Annotated in this window: 17 protein-coding genes and 2 pseudogenes; 15 read left to right on the forward strand and 4 right to left on the reverse strand. The window is 38.1% G+C overall.

Going from position 1 to position 21,173, the window contains the following annotated elements; all coding sequences use genetic code 11:
* Window positions 1-486: 486 nt before the first annotated feature.
* The 5 genes from H5087_RS07705 (at window position 487) to H5087_RS07725 (ending at window position 7,769) form a co-directional block, all read left to right on the forward strand.
* Complete coding sequence (locus H5087_RS07705) at window positions 487-2,076, forward strand: ABC-F family ATPase (RefSeq protein WP_076914937.1); 1,590 nt, start codon at window positions 487-489, stop codon at window positions 2,074-2,076.
* A 151-nt stretch (window positions 2,077-2,227) separates the two neighbouring features.
* Window positions 2,228-2,710, forward strand: a complete 483-nt coding sequence (purE, locus tag H5087_RS07710; protein WP_002962540.1) for a 5-(carboxyamino)imidazole ribonucleotide mutase — start codon at window positions 2,228-2,230, stop codon at window positions 2,708-2,710.
* A gap of 2 nt (window positions 2,711-2,712) precedes the next feature.
* Window positions 2,713-3,864 (forward strand): 5-(carboxyamino)imidazole ribonucleotide synthase, encoded by a 1,152-nt coding sequence (locus tag H5087_RS07715; RefSeq protein ID WP_182671644.1) that lies wholly within the window; start codon window positions 2,713-2,715, stop codon window positions 3,862-3,864.
* A 114-nt stretch (window positions 3,865-3,978) separates the two neighbouring features.
* A complete protein-coding gene (locus tag H5087_RS07720) occupies window positions 3,979-5,142 on the forward strand; it encodes an endonuclease/exonuclease/phosphatase family protein (protein WP_182671645.1) in 1,164 nt (387 codons plus the stop codon).
* Window positions 5,143-5,264: 122 nt separating this feature from the next.
* Window positions 5,265-7,769 (forward strand): prolyl oligopeptidase family serine peptidase, encoded by a 2,505-nt coding sequence (locus tag H5087_RS07725; protein ID WP_182671646.1) that lies wholly within the window; start codon window positions 5,265-5,267, stop codon window positions 7,767-7,769.
* Between the two features lie 81 nt (window positions 7,770-7,850).
* On the opposite strand, the gene rrtA is transcribed toward H5087_RS07725, so the two are convergent.
* A complete protein-coding gene (rrtA, locus tag H5087_RS07730; protein WP_182671647.1) occupies window positions 7,851-8,435 on the reverse strand; it encodes a rhombosortase in 585 nt (194 codons plus the stop codon).
* A gap of 97 nt (window positions 8,436-8,532) precedes the next feature.
* On the opposite strand from rrtA, the gene ggt reads away from it, so the two are divergent.
* From ggt to H5087_RS07745, 3 genes are all read left to right on the forward strand, one after another.
* The gene (gene ggt / locus H5087_RS07735) at window positions 8,533-10,311 is read left to right on the forward strand and encodes a gamma-glutamyltransferase (RefSeq protein ID WP_182671648.1); all 1,779 of its coding nucleotides are present in this window, start codon (window positions 8,533-8,535) and stop codon (window positions 10,309-10,311) included.
* Window positions 10,312-10,453: 142 nt separating this feature from the next.
* Entirely contained in the window at window positions 10,454-12,148 is a 1,695-nt protein-coding gene (locus H5087_RS07740; RefSeq protein WP_024604382.1) for an NAD-dependent malic enzyme, read from the forward strand.
* Window positions 12,149-12,302: 154 nt separating this feature from the next.
* The gene (locus H5087_RS07745; protein ID WP_007586691.1) at window positions 12,303-13,028 is read left to right on the forward strand and encodes an SIMPL domain-containing protein; all 726 of its coding nucleotides are present in this window, start codon (window positions 12,303-12,305) and stop codon (window positions 13,026-13,028) included.
* Between the two features lie 3 nt (window positions 13,029-13,031).
* On the opposite strand, the gene H5087_RS07750 is transcribed toward H5087_RS07745, so the two are convergent.
* A complete protein-coding gene (locus tag H5087_RS07750) occupies window positions 13,032-14,384 on the reverse strand; it encodes a DUF2254 domain-containing protein (protein WP_182671649.1) in 1,353 nt (450 codons plus the stop codon).
* A gap of 152 nt (window positions 14,385-14,536) precedes the next feature.
* On the opposite strand from H5087_RS07750, the gene H5087_RS07755 reads away from it, so the two are divergent.
* The 6 genes and pseudogenes from H5087_RS07755 (at window position 14,537) to H5087_RS07780 (ending at window position 18,378) form a co-directional block, all read left to right on the forward strand.
* Window positions 14,537-14,908 (forward strand): MAPEG family protein, encoded by a 372-nt coding sequence (locus H5087_RS07755; RefSeq protein ID WP_002962524.1) that lies wholly within the window; start codon window positions 14,537-14,539, stop codon window positions 14,906-14,908.
* A gap of 14 nt (window positions 14,909-14,922) precedes the next feature.
* Window positions 14,923-15,555, forward strand: coding sequence for a sulfotransferase (locus tag H5087_RS07760; protein ID WP_182671650.1), 633 nt, complete (start codon window positions 14,923-14,925; stop codon window positions 15,553-15,555).
* Between the two features lie 47 nt (window positions 15,556-15,602).
* Window positions 15,603-16,175 (forward strand): tRNA-(ms[2]io[6]A)-hydroxylase, encoded by a 573-nt coding sequence (locus tag H5087_RS07765; protein ID WP_002962521.1) that lies wholly within the window; start codon window positions 15,603-15,605, stop codon window positions 16,173-16,175.
* 212 nt (window positions 16,176-16,387) lie between these two features.
* Window positions 16,388-16,927 (forward strand): pilus assembly protein N-terminal domain-containing protein, encoded by a 540-nt coding sequence (locus H5087_RS07770; protein WP_259397752.1) that lies wholly within the window; start codon window positions 16,388-16,390, stop codon window positions 16,925-16,927.
* Window positions 16,928-16,930: 3 nt separating this feature from the next.
* The gene (locus H5087_RS07775) at window positions 16,931-17,356 is read left to right on the forward strand and encodes a response regulator (RefSeq protein ID WP_010552799.1); all 426 of its coding nucleotides are present in this window, start codon (window positions 16,931-16,933) and stop codon (window positions 17,354-17,356) included.
* Window positions 17,357-17,554: 198 nt separating this feature from the next.
* Window positions 17,555-18,378: pseudogene (locus H5087_RS07780) on the forward strand (alpha/beta fold hydrolase).
* A 419-nt stretch (window positions 18,379-18,797) separates the two neighbouring features.
* On the opposite strand, the gene H5087_RS07785 reads toward H5087_RS07780, so the two are convergent.
* Complete coding sequence (locus H5087_RS07785) at window positions 18,798-19,757, reverse strand: sugar-binding transcriptional regulator (protein WP_182671651.1); 960 nt, start codon at window positions 19,755-19,757, stop codon at window positions 18,798-18,800.
* A gap of 248 nt (window positions 19,758-20,005) precedes the next feature.
* Window positions 20,006-20,879: pseudogene (locus H5087_RS07790) on the reverse strand (ABC transporter ATP-binding protein); the annotation flags it as partial.
* A 70-nt stretch (window positions 20,880-20,949) separates the two neighbouring features.
* On the opposite strand from H5087_RS07790, the gene H5087_RS07795 reads away from it, so the two are divergent.
* On the forward strand, window positions 20,950-21,173 hold a 224-nt coding region (locus H5087_RS07795; RefSeq protein ID WP_182671652.1), incomplete at its 3' end, for a helix-turn-helix domain-containing protein.

Here is a 21,173-nt window from a genome sequence, read left to right on the forward strand (position 1 = left end):
GTTTTTCATGTGTTGCAAAAGTTTATGTTTTTAATGATTTGATAGGTAAATAGGATGAGGAATTAGCGATGTGTAAAAATTGTAATTTGAATTAATTTCATCTTGGTTAAAAAGTAGCAACTAGTGTAAAAGCTCTAAAAGTACTTTATTTTCATAAATATAACTTTTTATTATTATAGGGTGAACAAAAATGAGTTAAGTAGACACACAAACACGTTAAAAGTGTTTTTACTCTAATTTGTATTGTAATTTCTAATCTCTTATGCCTGTTTATAAAACATACTTTATGGATTTTAATTAGAATAAGTTGAATAAATATTAACGAAACCATTAAATCTAATCCGTTATTTTTACTACTAACTACATAGCCATAACAAATGGCTAAAACGCAGTGGTTTGCTTTTAAACTTTCATAGAAAAACAGGCCATTTTGGTTTAAACTGCGCGCAATTTAAATACATCATTACTCCTTTGGAGGGTAGCGCTATTATTAGTACAGCTAATGTCACCATGCAATTTGGTGCTAAACCATTATTTGAAAATATCTCAGCAAAATTTGGCGATGGTAACCGTTACGGTTTAATCGGTGCAAATGGTTGTGGTAAATCAACATTTATGAAAATTTTAAGTGGTGAGCTTGAAGCGTCTTCAGGTAATGTAAGTACTGATCCTAACGAACGCGTTGCTAAACTTAATCAAGATCAGTTTGCCTACGAAGAATACTCAGTAATCGATACCGTGATTATGGGCCACAAAGAGTTGTGGGAAATCAAACAAGAACGTGACCGTATTTACTCTTTACCTGAAATGAGTGAAGAAGACGGTATGAAAGTAGCCGATCTTGAAACCGAATTTGCTGAAATGGATGGTTACTCTGCGGAATCTAAAGCAGGTGAGCTTTTATTAGGTGTAGGTATTGGCACTGACCAACACTTTGGCCCAATGTCAGAAATTGCACCGGGTTTTAAGCTGCGCGTGCTACTTGCACAGGTGTTGTTTTCAGACCCAGACATTATGCTACTTGATGAGCCTACTAATAACTTGGATATTTACACCATCAAGTGGTTAGAAGACGTGTTAAATCAGCGCGACTGTACCATGATAATCATCTCGCATGACCGTCACTTTTTAAACTCTGTGTGTACACACATGGCCGACATTGACTACGGCGAGCTTCGTATTTACCCAGGTAATTATGACGAATACATGTTTGCAGCAACGCAAGCACGTGAGCAATTACTTAACGAAAACGCTAAAAAGAAAAACCAAATTGCTGAACTTCAACAGTTTGTATCTCGTTTCTCTGCTAACGCATCTAAAGCTAAGCAAGCAACATCGCGTGCTAAACGTATCGACAAAATCCAATTAGACGAAGTTAAAGCATCTTCACGCCAAACACCGTTTATCCGTTTCGACCAAGAAAAGCAGTTATTCAGAAACGCACTTGAAATGACAAACTTAACACAAGGTTTTGACGACAATACATTGTTTTCTGGACTTGAAGGTTTAGTAGAAGTTGGCGAACGTATTGCTATTATTGGTGAAAATGGTGTTGGTAAAACAACATTACTTAATACATTAGCAGGGCGCTTAGCACCTAAAGCTGGTGAGTTTAAGTTCTCAGAAAATGCTAATATTGGTTACTACGCGCAAGATCACGCTGATGAGTTTGCAACCGACATGAACTTGTTTCAGTGGATGGAGCAATGGCAACAAGAAGGCGACGACGAGCAAGTGGTTCGTAGCTTCTTAGGCCGTATGTTATTCTCTCAAAACGATATTAAAAAATCAGTTAAAGTAATTTCAGGTGGTGAGCAAGGCCGCATGTTGTTTGGTAAAATTATGATGCATAAGCCAAACATATTGTTAATGGATGAGCCAACTAACCACATGGATATGGAATCAATTGAAGCGCTTAACTTAGCCCTTGAAGCTTACGAAGGTACATTGATGTTTGTATCCCACGATCGTCAGTTTGTATCATCTGTTGCAACCCGTATTTGGGAAATTAAAGACGGTAAAGTTATCGACTTTAGAGGCAACTACGCAGAATACCTAGCGAGTAAAGAAGCTTAATTAGCTATTTACCCGTTAACTCTAAAAAGCCATGTTTAAACATGGCTTTTTTTGTTTTTGTGAGTCGCAATTAAACTTGGTTTGGGTATAATACCCGCCTAAAACCGGACATAAGTCCGCTATTTTTAAAATACATTACTGAGGAGTATTTATGACTGTTGGCATTATTATGGGTTCAAAATCAGATTGGCCAACCATGGAACATGCAGCACTTATGCTAGAGCATTTTGGCATTAAGTACGAAACCAAAGTCGTGTCTGCACACCGCACTCCTCAATTACTTGCTGATTACGCAAGTTCAGCCGCAGAACGTGGTATTAAAGTTATTATTGCTGGTGCTGGCGGCGCAGCGCATTTACCTGGTATGGCGGCTGCTTTTACGTCGCTTCCTGTACTTGGCGTACCTGTAAAATCAAAAGCATTAAATGGTGTTGATTCACTTTTATCTATTTGCCAAATGCCTAAAGGCGTTGCAGTAGGTACGCTTGCAATTGGTGAGCCGGGCGCAGCAAACGCGGGTTTATTAGCTGCACAAATTTTAGGATGTCAAAATCCAGAAATTTTTGCAAAAATTGAAGCGTTTCGTAAAGCTCAAACCGACACTATATTAGCTAATCCAAACCCTGCAGAGTAATAATGAATATTTTAATATTAGGTGCAGGGCAACTTGCACGTATGATGAGCCTTGCAGGATCGCCGCTTAATTTAAACGTTGTTTCGTACGATGTAGGCAGTAAACAAATTATGCACCCGCTAACCGGTGACATTTATAACACGTCGCTTGAGCAAGCAATATCAAACGCTGATGCCATTACTGCCGAGTTTGAGCACATTCCTGATGATGTTTTAACCCTTTGCTGTAACAGTAATAAGTTTTACCCAGGAAAAGCCGCTATTAAAACAGGTGGCGATCGCTCGCTTGAAAAGGCATTGCTTGATAAAACAAACGTAACTTGTGCGCCGTACCAATTAATTACGGAAAAAGCGCATTTAGAACTTGCCGTTAAAACTCTAGGTAAACCACTTGTAATTAAAACATGCCAAGCGGGTTACGACGGAAAAGGCCAATGGCGTTTAAAATCTGATGATCAAATAGACGAAATTTGGTCACAAATGGCTGATTTTATTGCATCAGGCACCGAACTTGCGCCACATACAATTATTGCTGAAAAAATGATTCCGTTTGATCGTGAAGTATCTATTATTGGTGCACGCGACAAACACGGTAATGTTGCTATTTATCCGCTAACAGAAAACGAGCACACAAATGGTGTATTAACGCTTTCTATTGCCGGTAAAAATAATCAAAGTGTTGAAGCTCAAGCAAACGATGCATTTACAAAAATAGCAAACGAGCTTAACTACGTTGGCGTATTAGCAATTGAGTTTTTTGATGTAAGAGGCACGTTACTCGTTAACGAAATTGCACCGCGTGTACATAACTCAGGCCACTGGACGCAACAAGGCTGCCATTGCTCACAGTTTGAAAACCACATGCGTGCTGTTGCAGGTTTGCCGCTTGGTAATACAGAGCTTAAACACATTACCGCGATGATAAACGTATTAGGCCAACCAAGTATTCCAAGTGAAGTATTAAAAACGGTTGATGTAACGAGCCATTGGTACGGTAAAACAGCTAAGCCAGGTCGGAAAATGGGCCATATTAATGTATCAGCTGTTAATATGAGTGAGCTTGCAGACAAACTTGGTGAACTTACAGAGTACCTACCAGAGCAAGATTATCCTGGTATTTTAAAAGCAGCTGCCAATTTAGTGCTCAGTGAATAGTTATCATACCTTTATATAAATACCGGCTTTTAAGCCGGTATTTTTTTGTCATAAAAATGGGCTTTGAATATGTAATACTGTTAAAGTCTAATTTTAAATTTGTGAAGTAAAACAATGAAACTAAAAACAATATCTGGTGTGCTAGCCATTACTGCATTATTTAGCTTAAATACATTTGCATCGGAATCTCTTCGTGTTGCAACTTTTAATGTAAGTATGGATGCAACTAATCACACACCTAAAGGTGAGCAAGTTAAAAGTGATGCTTTAGTTAATGCACTTAAAGCTAACCACCAGCAAATTAAGAACATAGCGGAAATTATTCAGCGTGTTCGCCCTGATATTATTTTACTTAACGAATTTGATTACATCCCAAAAGAGCAAGGCATTGAATACTTTAATCAGCATTATTTAAATGTAGGTCAGCAAAAACAAGCCGCTATTAACTACCCTTACTCTTATATTGCACCAGTAAATACAGGCCTAGCTACCGAGTTTGATTTAGATAATGATGGCAAAAAAAATGGCGTGATGGGCGATGCACAAGGCTTTGGCTTTTTTGAAGGGCATTATGGTATGGCTATTTTGTCAAAATACCCAATTAATTTTGATAAAGTAAGAACCCTTCAAACCTTTAAATATAAAGACATGCCAAATGCACAAATGCCTGTAATGCCTAAAACAGGTGAAAACTGGTATAACGCACAAGAATGGCAAGCACTTAGGCTCAGTTCTAAATCGTTTTGGGATTTACCTATTAGCGTAAATGATAAAACAATTCATGTTATTGCATCTCACCCAACACCGCCTGTATTTGACGGTGAAGAGGATAGAAACGGCAAGCGTAACCACGATGAAGTAAGGTTAATTGCCGATTACGTTTCAAATGCTAAGTATATTTATGACGATAAAGGCGAAAAGGGCGGTTTAAAAGTTCACTCTCGTTTTGTTATTTTAGGCGATTTAAATGCAGCCCCTGAGGGGGACAAAGCCCGTACAAATACCACCGACCAATTACTTAAAAACCCACTTATCAACGCAAGCTTTGTTCCAAAAAGCGAAGGTGCTAAAGAGCAGTATGATGTGCCATATGCACAAAATTACAGTGCTAATTGGCAAGCCCGTGTTGATTACGTTTTACCATCAAACTATGGTTTAAAAATTAAGGACGGTGGGGTGTTTTGGCCAACTAAAACCAGTAATGAATATCGTTTAATTAAAGATAGAAACGCATCGAGCGATCACCGCATGGTGTGGCTTGATTTAGTAATTGAATAACGTCTATTACAATTAGTAACTGAGCTTTACCCTGTTTAATGGCTATTTGTCTTAAATAATTGCAATAACTTGAGTGCTTCTGCTTAAATACGGCCTAATTATAATAACCGTATAGAAGCACTATGATTTTTAATTTTTATTCATCTAAAACGTTAGTGGCCTTAGCTGTTGCCTCAAGTGTTATGCTTGTAGGCTGTAGCGCTACCGCTAACACCTCTTCAACACAGCAAAGTGCTTTACCAGCAAGTAAGGTTGCTGCGGTTGTGAACACGCCAGCTGATATCGGCTCACAAAAAATAACGCTAGAACAAGCAATGGCCGACCCTGATTGGATGGGCAATCAGCCAGAGAACGCTTACTGGGCTAGCGATTCGGCCACTATTATTTATGCTCAAAAAGAGCAAGGTAATACACTACGCAATTTATTTAGCCAATCTGTTACTAGCCAAACAGCAGAGCAAGTAGCTCTTAATAAACTTCATACTGTGGGTTCTAATAAAGCCGTTTATTCTAAAAATAAAACAATGGCGGCTTACACATTTAAAGGCAATGTGTTTGTTAAAAACCTAAAAACCGGTGAACTTAAGCAAATTACAGCTACATCAGCAAACGAGTCTAAACCACAATTTTTAAATAATGGCGATTTAGTTTACCGCCAAGGCAATGTGTTTTTTAAAGTTGATTTAAAAACAGGCTTAACGAGCGAGCTTGCTAACTTAAAACTTACTGATGAGCCAAAAGGGATTGAAGAGCCAAGCACGTATATTGCTAAAGAGCAGCATAAATTGATTAAGTTTGTGGCGCTTCAACAAAAAAATAAAAAAGATAAGCAAGCACGCAGTGAGCAAATTAATGAACAAAACGATTCAATTGCTAGCACGGCTTACTACTTAGGTGACGGTAATAAAGTTGCAGAGGCTCAGCTTTCGCCAAATGGTGATGCGTTATTAGTCGTTGTACAAAAGCAAACTGATTGGCGTGGTGATGGCGATATTATGCCAAATTACATCACTAATGATGCAACCATTGAGCCTAAAAAAGCACGCCGCCGTGTTGCAGATGCTAAAGAAGAAACCTCAAAGCTTGTCTACATCAATTTAACTAACAAAGAGCAAACTTCACTTAGCTTTAATACTTTACCGGGCTTTGACGAAGATGTTTTAGCCGCAGTGAAAAAAGAAAATTATGCACGTGATGGTAAAACATATAAGTCTAAAAAGGCGCCTCGTGGCATTAACCTTATTATGGACTGGGGTTTTGAGCAAAGCCCAATAGTATGGAACGATGACGGCTCGCAAGTGGCTATCATGCTCGAAGCATGGGACAACAAAGACCGTTGGCTTGCTACTGTTGATTTTAAAAACAACAAACTTGTGTCGCAACATCGCCTACATGACGATGCATGGATTGCTTATGCGTTTAACGACTTTGGGTGGTTACATAACTCGAACACGCTTTATTACCTATCGGAAGAGTCGGGTTACAGCCAACTTTATAAAAAGCCAGTCAATGGAAGTGCAACTGCGCTTACACAAGGCCAATTTGAGGTTTCCAACTTAACGCTTACAAGTGACGACAGCGCAATTTATTACAAAGCGAATGTTGAACACCCAGGTCTGTACGAAATTTACCGCGTTAACCCGCAAACAGGTAATAGCGAGCAAGTTACTGATTTAAACGGCATGACCGATTACACGTTGAGCCCAGATGAAACTAAGTTACTCCTTAAGCACTCTACAATTACCATGCCTAATGAGCTTTATGTAGCTGACGCACAAGCCAATACAAAAGCAACGCGCTTAACCCATACAGTGTCGGATGAGTTTTTAGCTAAAAAGCTAACTGCACCTAAAATTGTTGCCGTGCCATCTAGCCATACCGAACAACCAATATACGCAAAAGTGTACTACCCAGCTGATTACGTTGAAGGTGAAGTAGGTAAAAACCGCAAAGCGGTTATTTTTAACCACGGCGCGGGTTACTTACAAAACTCACATATGGGATTTTCGGTTTATTTTCGTGAATTTATGTTTCATTCATTGCTCGCTGATGAAGGTTACATAGTAATGGATATGGATTACCGCGCATCTAAAGGTTACGGGCGTGATTGGCGCACCGCGATTTATCGTCAAATGGGAACGCCTGAAACACAAGATTTAGCCGATGGCGTTAAATGGATGGCGCAAAATGCCAACGTTGATACCAAAGCAGTCGGCACTTATGGTGGCTCTTACGGCGGCTTTATGATCTTTATGGCATTGTTTACCGCGCCTGAGTTGTTTCAATCGGGTGCGGCACTTAGACCTGTTACCGATTGGGCACATTACAATACAGGTTATACAGCTAATATATTAAACCATCCTGATGTTGACCCGATTGCGTATGAGCGCAGCTCGCCAATTTATTACGCTGAGGGCTTAAACAAACGTTTATTAATTAATGCCCCAATGGTTGACGATAACGTGTTTTTTCAAGACTCAGTGCGTTTAGTACAGCGCTTAATAGAGCTTGAAAAACAAAATTTTGAAACAGCTATATTCCCTGTTGAACCGCATGGCTTTGTACAGCCTTCAAGCTGGTTAGACGAATACCGCCGTATTCATAAATTATTTAAAGAAACGCTTTAAGCTTTAATTATAAAAACAAAAACGCCGCATTGGTTTAGTTAACTAATGCGGCGTTTTTATTGGGTTGAACAAAATCTAACTTTATTTTTTCTTTTTAAAGAGCTCTATAACCAGTGGTATGGCAAGCAGAGTCCCGCCAATTACACCAATTAAATGTGCATCAATAGCCACAGTGGAGTTAATAAGCTTTCCTATATCAGCATTAGGGCCGCTAAATTGCTCAAACGCTATTTTAATCCATATGCCTATAAATAATAAATAACCCGACTTAAGCCCTACGGTTATATCTTTAACTGCGCCCCAAATAATTACACCATGCAGTAGAGCACTTAATCCGGTGTAAATATGTATGTTTGGGCAAAACCAATAAACACCGAGTCCACACCACAGTGCTAGCGAAATTACATTAAAAGCGTAGCGAGTAGGGGATGTGTATTCGCCATGTAGTAACCATATTAGTAAAACACCACTGGCATTTAATCCCAAATGAGCCCAATTAGCATGAACAAATTGGCTAGAAAAAATTCGCCACAGTTCGCCATCATCAATTAGGCTTCGGTTAAATTCAAGTAAACTATTTAAATCAAATGCAGCAAAAATGGTACTAAAAAGCAGCAAAATAATAGGCGGTAATATATAACGAGGTTGAATAGGTAAATTAAGCATTTTATTATATTTTTTTAGTCAAAATTTTTGCATATTGTGCCCGTTTAACTTTAAGATGCCAAATACAACTACGTAATTAAGTGTTTTTAGTATTTTTATGCATTTTAAACTTAACTCATTATTTGCCATTGGACTGTGCGCAGTATCACTGCCTTCATTTGCACAGCAAACAACTCAAATTGAAACTCGCGAACCTGAAGCTGCTACCGGATTAATCCATAAAAAAGTAGTGCAAGGTTATAAATACATGGTAGCTGCGGCAAATCCATATGCCTCAAAAGCCGGTCAACAAATTTTAGCCCAAGGCGGCAGTGCCGTAGATGCTGCGATTGCTACTCAACTAGTGCTTACTTTAGTTGAACCGCAATCCTCAGGTATTGGCGGTGGTACATTTATGATGTATTACAACAAAGCTAACAATAAATTGACTAGTTTTGATGGCCGCGAAACTGCACCTGCAAATGCAGACGAAACGCTGTTTTTAGATAAACACGGTAAAGCCGTTAAATGGATTGAAGCCGTAGTAGGTGGACGCTCTGTTGGTGTACCCGGTATTTTACATGCCTTTGCAAGCGCACATAAACAATACGGTACATTACCGTGGGAAGCGCTTTTTAAACCGGCTATTGAACTTGCAGAACAAGGATTTGTAGTTTCGCCGCGTTTACATGGCTTATTAGCCCGACAGTTAAACCCTGGCGTGTTGAGCATGCCAATTATTAACGAATACTTTTACCCAAATGGTAAATTAATTGAAGTGGGTAGTGTTAAAAAGAATCAACCACTTGCTGATTTGTACAAAGACATTGCAAAGCAGGGCATTGATGCATTTTACAAAGGCGAAAATGCAAAACAAATGGTTAATGCGGTACAACACTCTAAAATTGCCCCTGGTAAATTAAGCGTACAAGATTTAGCAGATTATAAAAGTAAAGAGCGCGATGCGGTATGTATTCAATACCGTGCTTATAACGTGTGTTCTATGGCACCACCAAGTAGTGGCGGCGTAGCAGTACTGCAAATGCTTGGCTTGCTTGAACATAAAGATATGAGCGCACTTAAGCCAAATGGCGAAAAGGCGATTCATTACTTTAGCCAAGCTTCGCGTATTGCATTTGCCGATCGCGATATGTACATGGGCGATCCCGATTTTACTCAGGTACCTACACAAGAGCTCTTAAACAAAGATTATATTGCCTCACGCGCTAAATTAATTACCGAAACAGACCAAAAAGCCGTAGCAGGTAATCCTGTAGGGTACTTAAGTTATGCAATGGATGATTCATACGAGTTACCTTCTACCTCACATGTATCTATCGTAGATAGTAAAGGTAATGCCGTTTCGATGACAAGTTCAATTGAAATGGCGTTTGGCTCTACGGTTATGGTTAATGGCTTTATTTTAAATAACCAACTAACTGACTTTTCGTTATCGCCACGTAAAAACGGCAAGCTTGTAGCAAACCGTGTAGAGGCTGGTAAACGCCCGCGTAGCTCTATGTCACCGGTAATGGTATTTAATAAAGATGGTAGCTTACGCTTAATCGTAGGCTCACCTGGTGGTAGCCGTATCATCGATTACGTTGCACAAGTTGTTGTGGGTGTTATTGACTGGAATTTATCAGCGCAAGACGCCATTAACTTACCGCGTACAACAAATCGTAACGATTACACCAGCCTTGAAAAAGGCACAACCATTGAAGCCATTGCGCCTGCGCTTACTAAACGCGGCCACAATGTACGTATTATTGATTTAAACTCAGGCTTACACGCAGTTGAAGTTAAAAATAATACCTTATATGGTGGCGCTGATCCGCGCCGTGAAGGTGTTGCGTTATCTGATTTAACTGATAATAACGCCACTATCAAATTTTAAATTATGTATAATATGCATGCGGGCAGTGAAGCCCGCATGTATTTTCTCTCAATGGTCTGACTAGCTTAATTGTCGTTGCAATTAAACCTCTAACACTGATAATAACAGATCATAACTTAAGACTCCGTTAAAGCCTGGAAATATGACAACTAATACTGATCCTAACTACTTATATATTCATCATTCTGGCCCTGGCCTAATTGAAACACCGCTATTAAATAAAGGCAGCGCCTTTAGTAAAAAAGAACGCGAAAATTTCAATCTTGCTGGTTTACTTCCTCCTCGCTTTGAAACAATAGAAGAGCAAGTTGAGCGTTGTTATCAGCAGTATTCTAGCTTTACCGACAACCTTAATAAGCATATTTACTTACGTGCGATTCAAGATAACAACGAAACACTTTACTACCGTTTAGTACGTGACCACCTTGAAGAAATGATGCCAATCATTTACACACCGACAGTGGGCGATGCTTGTGAAAAATTCTCAGACATTTACCGCAGCGCACGTGGTTTATTTATTTCGTATGAAGATCGCTACCAAATTGACGACATTTTACGCAACGCTACCAAAGGTAAAGTAAAAGTTATTGTTGTAACCGATGGCGAGCGTATTTTAGGCCTAGGCGATCAGGGTATTGGTGGCATGGGTATCCCAATTGGTAAATTGTCACTTTACACAGCGTGTGGTGGTATAAGCCCAGCATACACATTGCCTGTAATGCTTGATGTGGGTACTAATAACGAAAAGCTTTTAAACGATCCTATGTACATGGGCGCACGCCATAAGCGTATTGCTCAAGATGAATACGATGAGTTTTTAGATTTATTCATTAAAGCGGTTAAACGTCGCTGGCCAAATGTATTACTTCAATTTGAAGATTTTGCACAGCCAAATGCAATGCCATTACTTAAGCGCTACCGCAATGAAATTTGTAGCTTTAACGATGACATTCAAGGTACTGCGGCTGTAACAGTCGGTTCTTTACTTGCTGCGTGTCGTGTTAAAAATTCAACCCTAAGCCAGCAAAAAGTAGTGTTTGTCGGTGCAGGCTCTGCTGGTTGTGGTATTGCTGAGCAAATTATTAGCCAAATGGTTTTTGAAGGTATTTCAGAAGCTCAAGCGCGTAGCCAAGTATTTATGGTTGACCGTTTTGGTTTGCTTAGTGAGGGTATGGAAGGCTTACGCGATTTCCAACAAGCACTTGCACAACCTACAGGCTCGTTAAGTGATTGGACATACAGCGGCGAGTACGCATCACTGCTTGATGTTATGCACTGTGCTGAGCCTGACATTTTGATTGGTGTTTCTGGTCAACCTGGCTTATTTACAGAACAAGTAATACGCGCTATGCATGCCGGTTGTGAACAGCCAATTATTTTCCCATTAAGTAATCCATCTAAGCAAGTAGAAGCGCATCCTGCTGATGTGATTAAGTGGACTGACGGTAAAGCACTTGTTGCCACAGGTAGCCCATTTGATCCTGTTGAGTACAATGGCGAGATGTTCCCAATCCCACAATGTAACAACAGTTATATTTTCCCGGGTATTGGTTTAGGTGTTATTGCCGCTAAAGCGACACGCATTACAGATGCAATGTTAAGTGTATCTAGCGAAATGCTTGCAGAGTCGTCGCCGCGTGCAAACACAGGTAAAGGTAGTTTATTACCAGCCTTGACTGAAATTGAAACGCTAAGTAAACGTATTGCATTTGCCATCGCTAAAAAAGCAATCGAAGAGGGCGTTGCTCTTGAGATTACGGATGATGCATTATGGGCAGCAATCGACAAAAATTACTGGTTACCAAAATACCGTAACTATAAACGTTGTAGTGTTTAATTAGGTTTATAAGTAATTAAAAGTAAATGGCGTAGTAGCATTAGTTACAATGCTTAACAAAAAACAGGCAATTGCCTGTTTTTTTGTGCTTGTTCATATTTAATTAACCACGTACGGTGTTTACTTGCTTTTACATAATTAAAGGATCGACTTAATGAAAACACTGACTCTTGTTTTAGGTAGTGCACTGGCTTTAAACGTACTTAGCTTTGATGCACTTGCGGCAGCGACTCCCGATGCTCCTCATATTTATGTTAAGGGCGAAGCGACTCTTACTACAATGCCAGATTACGTACAGCTAAGTGTAGGTATTACCGAAGTTGATAAAGACTTAATTGCTGCTAAAAATAAAACCGACTTAACTATCGCCAAGGCAATTAAGCTCGTAAAAGAGATTGGTGTTAAAGAGGGAGATATAAACGCAGGGCAAATTTCAATAAACCGTGATAGCCAATACAACCGCACTACCGGTAATCAAGAATTTAAAGGCTTTAAGGTTTCTCGTACGTTAACAGTAAAACTCAGCGATATAAATAAATACCCAGAGTTACTGCAAAGCTTAGTTAACAACGGTATTAACGAAATTAATCAAACGCAATTTTTAGCAAGCAACTACAACGAGCTGCACAAAAAAGCGCAAAAGTTAGCAATTAAAGACGCACGGGATGCTGCAAAAGAGTTTAGTGAAGATTATGGCGTTGACTTAAAAGGATTGTACAGCGCATCACTGAGTCCACTTAATGTGCAGTCGCAGCCTTATATGCGCGCAGAAAAAGTAATGATGGCTGATAGCGCACCAAGTAACTATGTACCTGATGCCTACCATGCTGGAGAGATTAAAGTAACAGCGTCAAGCTACGCTGTTTACTACATAGATTAAACTTTAATTTTGGTGGTGCTCAAAACGTGCCACCAACTTCTCACCTTGCTCTTGGCTAATACGCGCTATTGAGTTGAGCATATTAGTCACTTCGCGTCTGTCGTATTCATTAGTTACATGCTCATTTATGTCATCAACAATTGCATTTAAATAATTAAATAAACTGTTGCGTGCATCGGTATCTTTATGGGCTACAAACAAAATATTTTTAAATGCCTCAAGCACGTTTGTCATTACGTATGCATCGCCTTTGGCGTAATTACGCAGCGGTGTAAAGTTGTCGTGTAATAACTCATCAAAGCTTGTTTCGTGAAGGTACAACAATGGGGTATTATCACTGTGCTTAAACGAGTAGTTAATATCGTTAATCGAAAGTCGTTGAATAAGTAAAATACTCAGCATATCAATTGATTTAACCGCAGTACCGGGATCGTTTATGCCCGGGCTCATTGCCTTAACTGCAATTTCTGATATTTGCGTTAACCCATAACGGTAATGATCGCTAATGTACTCTTCTATATAAAAAATAAAGCAGTCGAGAATTTTATTTATCAGCTCTTCATCGTTTGCTATATCTTTATTACATTTTAAAAACGGATAGCCTTTAACTGTAAAATAGCCTTGGTTAACAGATATATACACCTTTATATCTTGCTCTGCCAAAACAGCGCACAGCTTATCGGTTTGCACGCCTTTATAATATCCTTCTGTTTTACTGCTAACCGAATGCCACTTGCTAAAGTCTGGAAAGTCTTCAACTGGGTTCTCTTGTTGTCTTTGTATTATTGTTTTAATTTCGTTTTTAGTTTGGCTAAACAAGCCATTTAATACGTTATCAACCTGAATGGCACGAGAGATTGAATGTATAAAAAATACAAACAAACCTAATGAAATCAAACCAAAAATAAGTGCAAACAACACACCAATTGAAGGAATAGCCGTACTGCCACCTTCAAGTTTATTAATATTTATAAGCATAATAATAGAGTAAATTATGCTGCCTAAATAAAAGCCCAAAACCATTTGGTGTGATTTGCGCGTAATAAGCCCAGGCACTACGCGGGGCGATAAACTCGCACTGGCCGAATTTAAAACCACCATTACCATAGAAAAACTAAACACGGTAAGCGAAATAATACTGCCAGCTAAAGTGCTTAAAATAGTACGCGCGTTTTCGGCGCTATCAACAAGTACAACCGATATAAACGATTTTAGCTGCTCAATAGGGGCTAAATATTCAACCGACATAGTTATAATGGCAAATACTAAAAAGCCCACTGAAAGCATCGAAGGGTAAAAGCCAATACTGTTAATCATTTCACGGTAACTGTCGGCTACTTTGCGAGGTACAAACATAAAATCCTTATGTATTTTCTACTAACTTAATACCTCTAGCTTAGCATAGGCAATTATTAAACTTCTGATAATGCTGCTCAAATTTATGTGTTATTATCACGCCCACAATAATAGAGCGCATATTTATGCGATAAAAATAACAGGAAAACGCCGTGATCATTTCAACTTATGCTGCATTACTCGCATTCTTTTACATTTATTTAAGCTTTAACGTAATAAAAGTGCGCCGTGCGGAGCAAATATCACTTGGTGATAACGGTAATGCAACGCTACAACGTGCTGTGCGTGCCCACGCAAATTTTATGGAATACGTGCCATTTGCTTTAATTTTGCTTTTTTTGGCAGAGTACCAAGGGCTTGCTAGCCATTACTGCCATATATTAGGTGGTGCGTTATTAGTAGGGCGTGTGTTTCAAAATTTAGGCATCGTAGAAAAAAGCCTTAAATATCGCCAAATTGGTACTATTACTACATTTTTAGTCATGATTATCAGCGCCTTTGTATTACTAGTAACACGCGGCTAATTAAAGAAAAGTTAATGAGCAAAATATTTATAATAGGTTTACCACGTACCGGCACAACCAGTGTGTGCCATGCATTTTTAGAGCTTGGTATTACAACAGCGCATACCGCGTATACTAATGCCTGTTTTGAAAATGCCAGCGCGATTGCCGACACTCCCATATTTAACGATTTTAAAGCGCTTGATATTCATTATCCTGACTCTAAGTTTATTTATTTAGAGCGCGAACTTGGTTCATGGCTGCCATCAATAAAGCAGCTTTTAACGCGTATGCACACTAATTTAACGCGCGGCGACGGGGGCTTTAATATTCATATAAAACGCTGTTATTTAAACACATTTAGTGAGCTTTCGCTTAATAATATTAGCGACGACAGTTACTTAGCTCACTGCTATGAAACACATTTTAATGATGCTCAAACGTACTTTAATAACCGCGACAACGATTTTTTATCCATTGATATAGCAAAGCCCGATAGCTACAAAAAACTATGCGATTTTTTAGCATTAAAAAGTGACAAAGCTGATTTTGAAAAAATGAATATGGGCGGTAAAGTCACCGCATGGAACGATATTAAACACCCGCTTAAAGTGGAATCTAGCGCTAAAGGGCGCATAGATAAATTACTGCCTTACAAGATTTTTTAAAACAAATACGTTAAAATCCCCGAATTATTATATAAGTTGTACAGAACATGTTTGAATTAAAATACCACACCCCATTTGAATGGACCGAAGTTGTCCTTGCTGACTTTAATACTTTTTTACAAGATCATGCCGCTGCAGAAAAAAAAGCATCGGGTATGGCTATGTCTATGCTTTCGCATTACCCAGACAAACGTAAATTAGTAAAAGCCATGACTGACTTAGCATTAGAAGAATTAATACACTTTAAACAAGTGCTTAAGTTACTTTTAGAGCGCGATGTAAACTTAGGTGACGACAAAAAAGATCCGTACATAAAACAAATTCGTGCACTGTTTAGACATGGTCGTGATGGTTTTTTAATGGACCGATTACTGGTTGGCGGTGTAATTGAAGCACGTGGACACGAACGTTTTTCTTTGGTTGCACAAGCACTTCCTGAGGGTAAAGAAAAAGACTTTTATGTTGCGATTGCCAAGTCAGAAGAAAAACATAAAAACTTATTTGTAGAACTTGCTTACGAATACTTTGATAAAGAAGAAGTTGATACTCGCCTAGAAGAGTTACTTATAGCTGAAGCTAAAATCTGCGAAAGCATCCCGTTTACAGCTGCTTTGCATTAATTATAACTAGCGCAGAGCCTATTTTATTCGCTTTGCGCCACCTACCTCTACTCTCATTTCTTGGTTAAACCCTTCATGAATTATTGATTTGCAATTTGCGAATCAAAATAATAAAACACACTTTCACACATCTTAATGCATTGATAATAAAGCTAAAAGCGTTTGGTCTCATACTTGCTACCTATACATTAAGCAAATTGAGGGAAAGGCTTATGTTAAAATTTACTTTTATACTATTACTAATATCTTTTAGCGCCGTAGACAGTGAAAGTCATTTAGATTATATAGAAAATGCAAATGGTGAACGGGTACAAAAAGTATCACACTTAGTTAAATGGACACATACTCGCTTTGTGTTTACCCGTGATATTTCGCGTATAGCACTTGGCCACGAAACAACGCTTGATGTGAACGTGGTTAATGGTCGCGAGCTACTAATTTTAGCTAAAAAGTTGGGCCGTACATCTATGATGGTGTGGTACGACGATAAAAGCTCGGAAACATTTTTACTTGGTGTTACCGAAGACTATAGCATACTGAAAAATGCCTTAAACGATATTCACCCTGACGTGCAGCTAACTATAGCCCCCGATCGCCATGCTGTTGTATTACGCGGTGAAGTACCTACTATAAATTATCGTCATGCCGCTTACGAGGCTGCAAAAAACTACCTATACGCCAGTAGCTCACAAGCATCACAACCCGTTAGTCGTTATAAATTAGCGTATATTAGTGGAACAGTAATGAGGTAAAACATGAAAAACACTATTGAAAATATGGCTGAAGTTATCGAGTTTAAAGTAACGCCAATAAATAAAACTAAACGACTGCTTTTAGTAGATGATGACTTGCTAATAGAAATAGTAATTAGAAAAATGCTTAACGAAGAAAATATTTTAATAGATTTCGCATCAAGTGCTATAGAGGCGCTACTTATGGTTTCTCAAAATATTTACGATATTATTTTAATGGATATAGTAATGCCGCAATTTACAGGCACCGACGCAATGCTAAAAATAAGAAAGCATGCTGACGCATCAGCAACAAAAATTATCGCTCATACATTTAGTGAAAACGAAAATAGTGATAACAAGTATGTGAAGCTTGGGTTTAACGGCCTGTTATTGAAGCCAGTTAAGCAAAGTGTATTAATAGAAAATATTAGATATTTTTTGGAATGATAAATTTAAACAATAGGGCGGTTAACTATTTTTTATTTAGCCTAGAGCCCAAGTATTACAAGGGTTTGACTTTAAATTATTATAATTTTTGAATAACTAAAAAATACTCATCTTGGGATGGAATTTGCTTTATAAGGTTATATTCCAATTTTATAGTTCACGAAATATTATAATTTTTAAAGTTAACGAGGAGCAAGCATGAGCAAAACACAGTGCGTTACAGTAGAAGGTCATCAAATTGCTTATCAAGAAATGGGACAAGGTACACTTTTATTATTGATACACGGTATTCCGACTAATAAATTTTTATGGCGAAATGTGATGCCAAACTTGCATCAAAATATCGGGTAATAGCACCAGATTTACTTAACTTTGGTGAATCAGATATGCCAAGTAACACTGATGTATCTATAAATGGGCAATGTAGAATAATGTGTAAGTTTATAAAAGAGCTCGGTATTTCTAAAGTTAATATTGCTACACATGATATTGGTGGTGGTGTTGCTCAATTAATGGCTGTAAATCATCCGGATAAAGTAAACGGGTTGGTTTTACTTGATAGTGTATGTTTTGATTCTTGGCCAATACCAGAATTTGAACCTTTGCTAGAACCAGGCGTAGAAGAAAAAACATCTGTAGATGAATTTGTTGATACATTAAGAGATTTCATGCCCAAAGGTGTTTACGACTCGAACGTAATGACTGAAGAGTTGATGAAAATATACTTAATACCATGGAGTAATGAAAAAGGAAAAGCCGCTTTATTTAGTAGCATGCGCAGGCTCAATAAAGAATATACCGAAGCTATTACAGGCGATCTTAAAAGCTTAGCTCATGAAACACTCATAATATGGGGTAAAGAAGACAAGTTTCAAAAGCCAAAGTATGCACCAATGTTAGAAGAAGCAATTCCAAATTCGTCATTGGTTTGGATAGATAAAGCCGCACATTGGGTTATTGATGAACATCCAGATAAAGTGTCTGAGCTTATTAGTGATTTTATGAATGATAAATTATTCTAGTGAATTACTAGGATAATTTAAATCTATTAATTTCAATATGTTAAGTTTGATTGTGTAAAGTAGCTAATAGGCAATCATTGTAATACCGCTTGATTATATTAATAACTAAGCGGTATTTTTATATGTTCAATAAGCTAATACCGTAAATGGGTAAGGCACTAACTATTAAGATAAGTAGGTTAATGCTTATTAAATAGTCAAAATATCGCGTTTATACGTTAATTAATGAAGGTGAGTAACTTAGTTATGTATTTATTTATGCTATTTAACATAATATAAATTATAGGTAGTTAATGTATATATAGAAAGAGCGCTTAAATGCGCCCTCACTATGTCCAATACTAGACGGTATCGGACATTAAGTGTTTTTATTACAATAACTAGTATTACTAATGCAGATACTTTATTTATCAATTTATTTAATCAATACTAAGTAAACGCTCAGCTGTATATTCGTTAGTAATTAATCCACTGATCATGTTTGACCTTACTGCGCCCAAAATGGCTAACACTTTTTCTTCACCAGCAGCTATCGCATAAATCTGTTTGTTAGCATTTGTTTTTAATGGCGTACTTGCTACACGCTGATTAACTGTGCAATCTAAAAGCTTACCGTTTTTATCAAACACCCAACTAATCATTTCACCAACAGCACCAAGATCTTGTAACTCTTTAAGTTCTTGCGCATCAATAAAACCATCTATATGTAATGGCGACTTTTCACCTAAGCTACCAATACCCACAAATGTTACATCGGCATCTTTAGCGAGTTTTAAATTACCGGTAATATTTTGTTGTGCGTGTAACTGTTCTTTTTCTTCAATGCTTCTTGGTAAAACTGGCAATGGCATTGGATAATGTTTTGCATTGGTGTGTTCGGCCATTCTTACTACAACATCATAAGGTGAAGCCGATCCATCCAAAGCCATATTACCTAGCATGGCTACAATTTTATGTTGCGGACAACCAACGGTTCTTAGCTCATCTACACATGAACGTAGAACTCGACCGGTTCCCATAGCAAGTACTTTGGGTTGTTCTGATTTTAAATGACGTTCTATTTCTGCCGCGCCAGCTTGAGCCAAACCTAATGTAGATGATGGTTCAGAAGGATCGCTCGGTACAACTTCACACGAATCTAACCCAAAACGGCTTTTTAATTTTTCGGCCAAATCCATACATTTAGCAATCGGGTGGTCAAGTCTAACTTTAATTAATCCTTGGCTCACAGATAATGCGACCATTCTTTGTGCAGATTGACGAGATATATTTAGCTTTTTAGCAATTTCATCTTGTGTGTTACCGCCAACATAATATAACCACCCTGCTCTGGCTGCATCATCTAGCTTTCTAATTTCTGTATTTGATAGCTTTACCACGTAAACCTCTTATAATAGAAGGAAAACTAAGTCCTTATTTTTATTACATAATTTTAATTATATGTGCTGCTATATAAATTATTTTATTAATTTTTGAGTATCTATTTATTAATTACGTTTTTGTTATTTATAGTTGTAAATATACCATTCCTTAATAAAAAATACCTAGGTTTCATAGGATTATGTAATTAGAATTTAGTTAATAGCACCCTTATAAAGGTGCTATTTAAGGTAATTAAAGATTGGCTCTAGCGAATTGTTAAACCGTTATTATCAAACTTTAATACTTTATCAGCCGGTGCGCTTAGGTAAATACTGTCGCCATATTTTAACGGACAATCACCATCTGCTTTTACTGTTACGGTCCCTTTGCCTTCAATATTTATATGTAAAAAGCTCCGATCCTAAATGTTCAATTACACCTACAGTACCAGCCCACGTTCCTTGCTCAGTAGAGAGTGTTATATGCTCTGGTCGTATACCAATACAACTAACATTCGCATCTTCATTTTGTGGAGCATCTATAAAATTCATTTTTGGAGAGCCAATAAAACCAGCTACAAATTTGTTTACTGGGTTTTTATAAAGCTCTAAAGGTGTTCCTACCTGTTCAATAATACCGGCATTAAATACCGCGATTCTATCTGCCATTGTCATAGCTTCAACCTGATCGTGCGTAACATAAATCATAGTTGTAGCTAAACTTTTATGTAAATAAGATATTTCTAAACGCATATTTACACGTAGTGACGCATCAAGATTTGAAAGTGGTTCATTAAATAAAAATGCCGAAGGCTGACGTACAATTGCGCGCCCTATCGCTACACGCTGGCGCTGACCGCCCGATAATTGCCCAGGCTTTCGGTCTAAATAATCGGTCAAATTAAGAATTTTAGCGGCGTTAGCAATTTTACTTTCGATTTCTGTAGGGCTAACTTTGGCTCTTTTTAAACGAAAAGCAATATTATTACGCACTGTCATATGCGGATACAACGCGTAGGATTGAAACACCATTGCTAAGCCTCTTTTTGCAGGCGGTGTTTTTGTAGCGTCAATGCCGTCAATTTCTATATTACCACTGGTGGTATCTTCAAGCCCTGCGATCATACGAAGTAAACTTGAAAAGTGAGAGTTACCCGTTTTGATAAAAGGTGTCGAATCTTTAAATCAAAACATATAAGAGGCAACTCTCATGCTACATACTAACAATCCAATTATTAAACACAAAGCGGGTTTACTTAATCTTGCAGAAGAACTTGGCAACGTATCAAGAGCTTGCAAAGTGATGGGCGTATCCCGTGATACATTTTATCGATATCAAGAACTCGTCGAAGACGGTGGACTTGATGCGTTAATTGATAAAAGTCGTAGAGCGCCAAACTTAAAAAATAGAGTTGATGAAGCAACTGAACAAGC

Origin of the sequence: Pseudoalteromonas sp. SR43-7 (genome assembly GCF_014163785.1) — a bacterium.
GTDB classification, from domain to species: domain Bacteria; phylum Pseudomonadota; class Gammaproteobacteria; order Enterobacterales; family Alteromonadaceae; genus Pseudoalteromonas; species Pseudoalteromonas distincta.

Coding starts and splice junctions, on each gene's coding strand:
- H5087_RS07770 (WP_259397752.1), top strand. CDS start 16,388: ATGTTAAAATTTACTTTTATACTATTACTAATATCTTTTAGCGCCGTA.
- purE (WP_002962540.1), top strand. CDS start 2,228: ATGACTGTTGGCATTATTATGGGTTCAAAATCAGATTGGCCAACCATG.
- H5087_RS07765 (WP_002962521.1), top strand. CDS start 15,603: ATGTTTGAATTAAAATACCACACCCCATTTGAATGGACCGAAGTTGTC.
- H5087_RS07720 (WP_182671645.1), top strand. CDS start 3,979: ATGAAACTAAAAACAATATCTGGTGTGCTAGCCATTACTGCATTATTT.
- ggt (WP_182671648.1), top strand. CDS start 8,533: ATGCATTTTAAACTTAACTCATTATTTGCCATTGGACTGTGCGCAGTA.
- H5087_RS07760 (WP_182671650.1), top strand. CDS start 14,923: ATGAGCAAAATATTTATAATAGGTTTACCACGTACCGGCACAACCAGT.
- rrtA (WP_182671647.1), bottom strand. CDS start 8,435: ATGCTTAATTTACCTATTCAACCTCGTTATATATTACCGCCTATTATT.
- H5087_RS07725 (WP_182671646.1), top strand. CDS start 5,265: ATGATTTTTAATTTTTATTCATCTAAAACGTTAGTGGCCTTAGCTGTT.
- H5087_RS07775 (WP_010552799.1), top strand. CDS start 16,931: ATGAAAAACACTATTGAAAATATGGCTGAAGTTATCGAGTTTAAAGTA.
- H5087_RS07750 (WP_182671649.1), bottom strand. CDS start 14,384: ATGTTTGTACCTCGCAAAGTAGCCGACAGTTACCGTGAAATGATTAAC.
- H5087_RS07745 (WP_007586691.1), top strand. CDS start 12,303: ATGAAAACACTGACTCTTGTTTTAGGTAGTGCACTGGCTTTAAACGTA.
- H5087_RS07740 (WP_024604382.1), top strand. CDS start 10,454: ATGACAACTAATACTGATCCTAACTACTTATATATTCATCATTCTGGC.
- H5087_RS07715 (WP_182671644.1), top strand. CDS start 2,713: ATGAATATTTTAATATTAGGTGCAGGGCAACTTGCACGTATGATGAGC.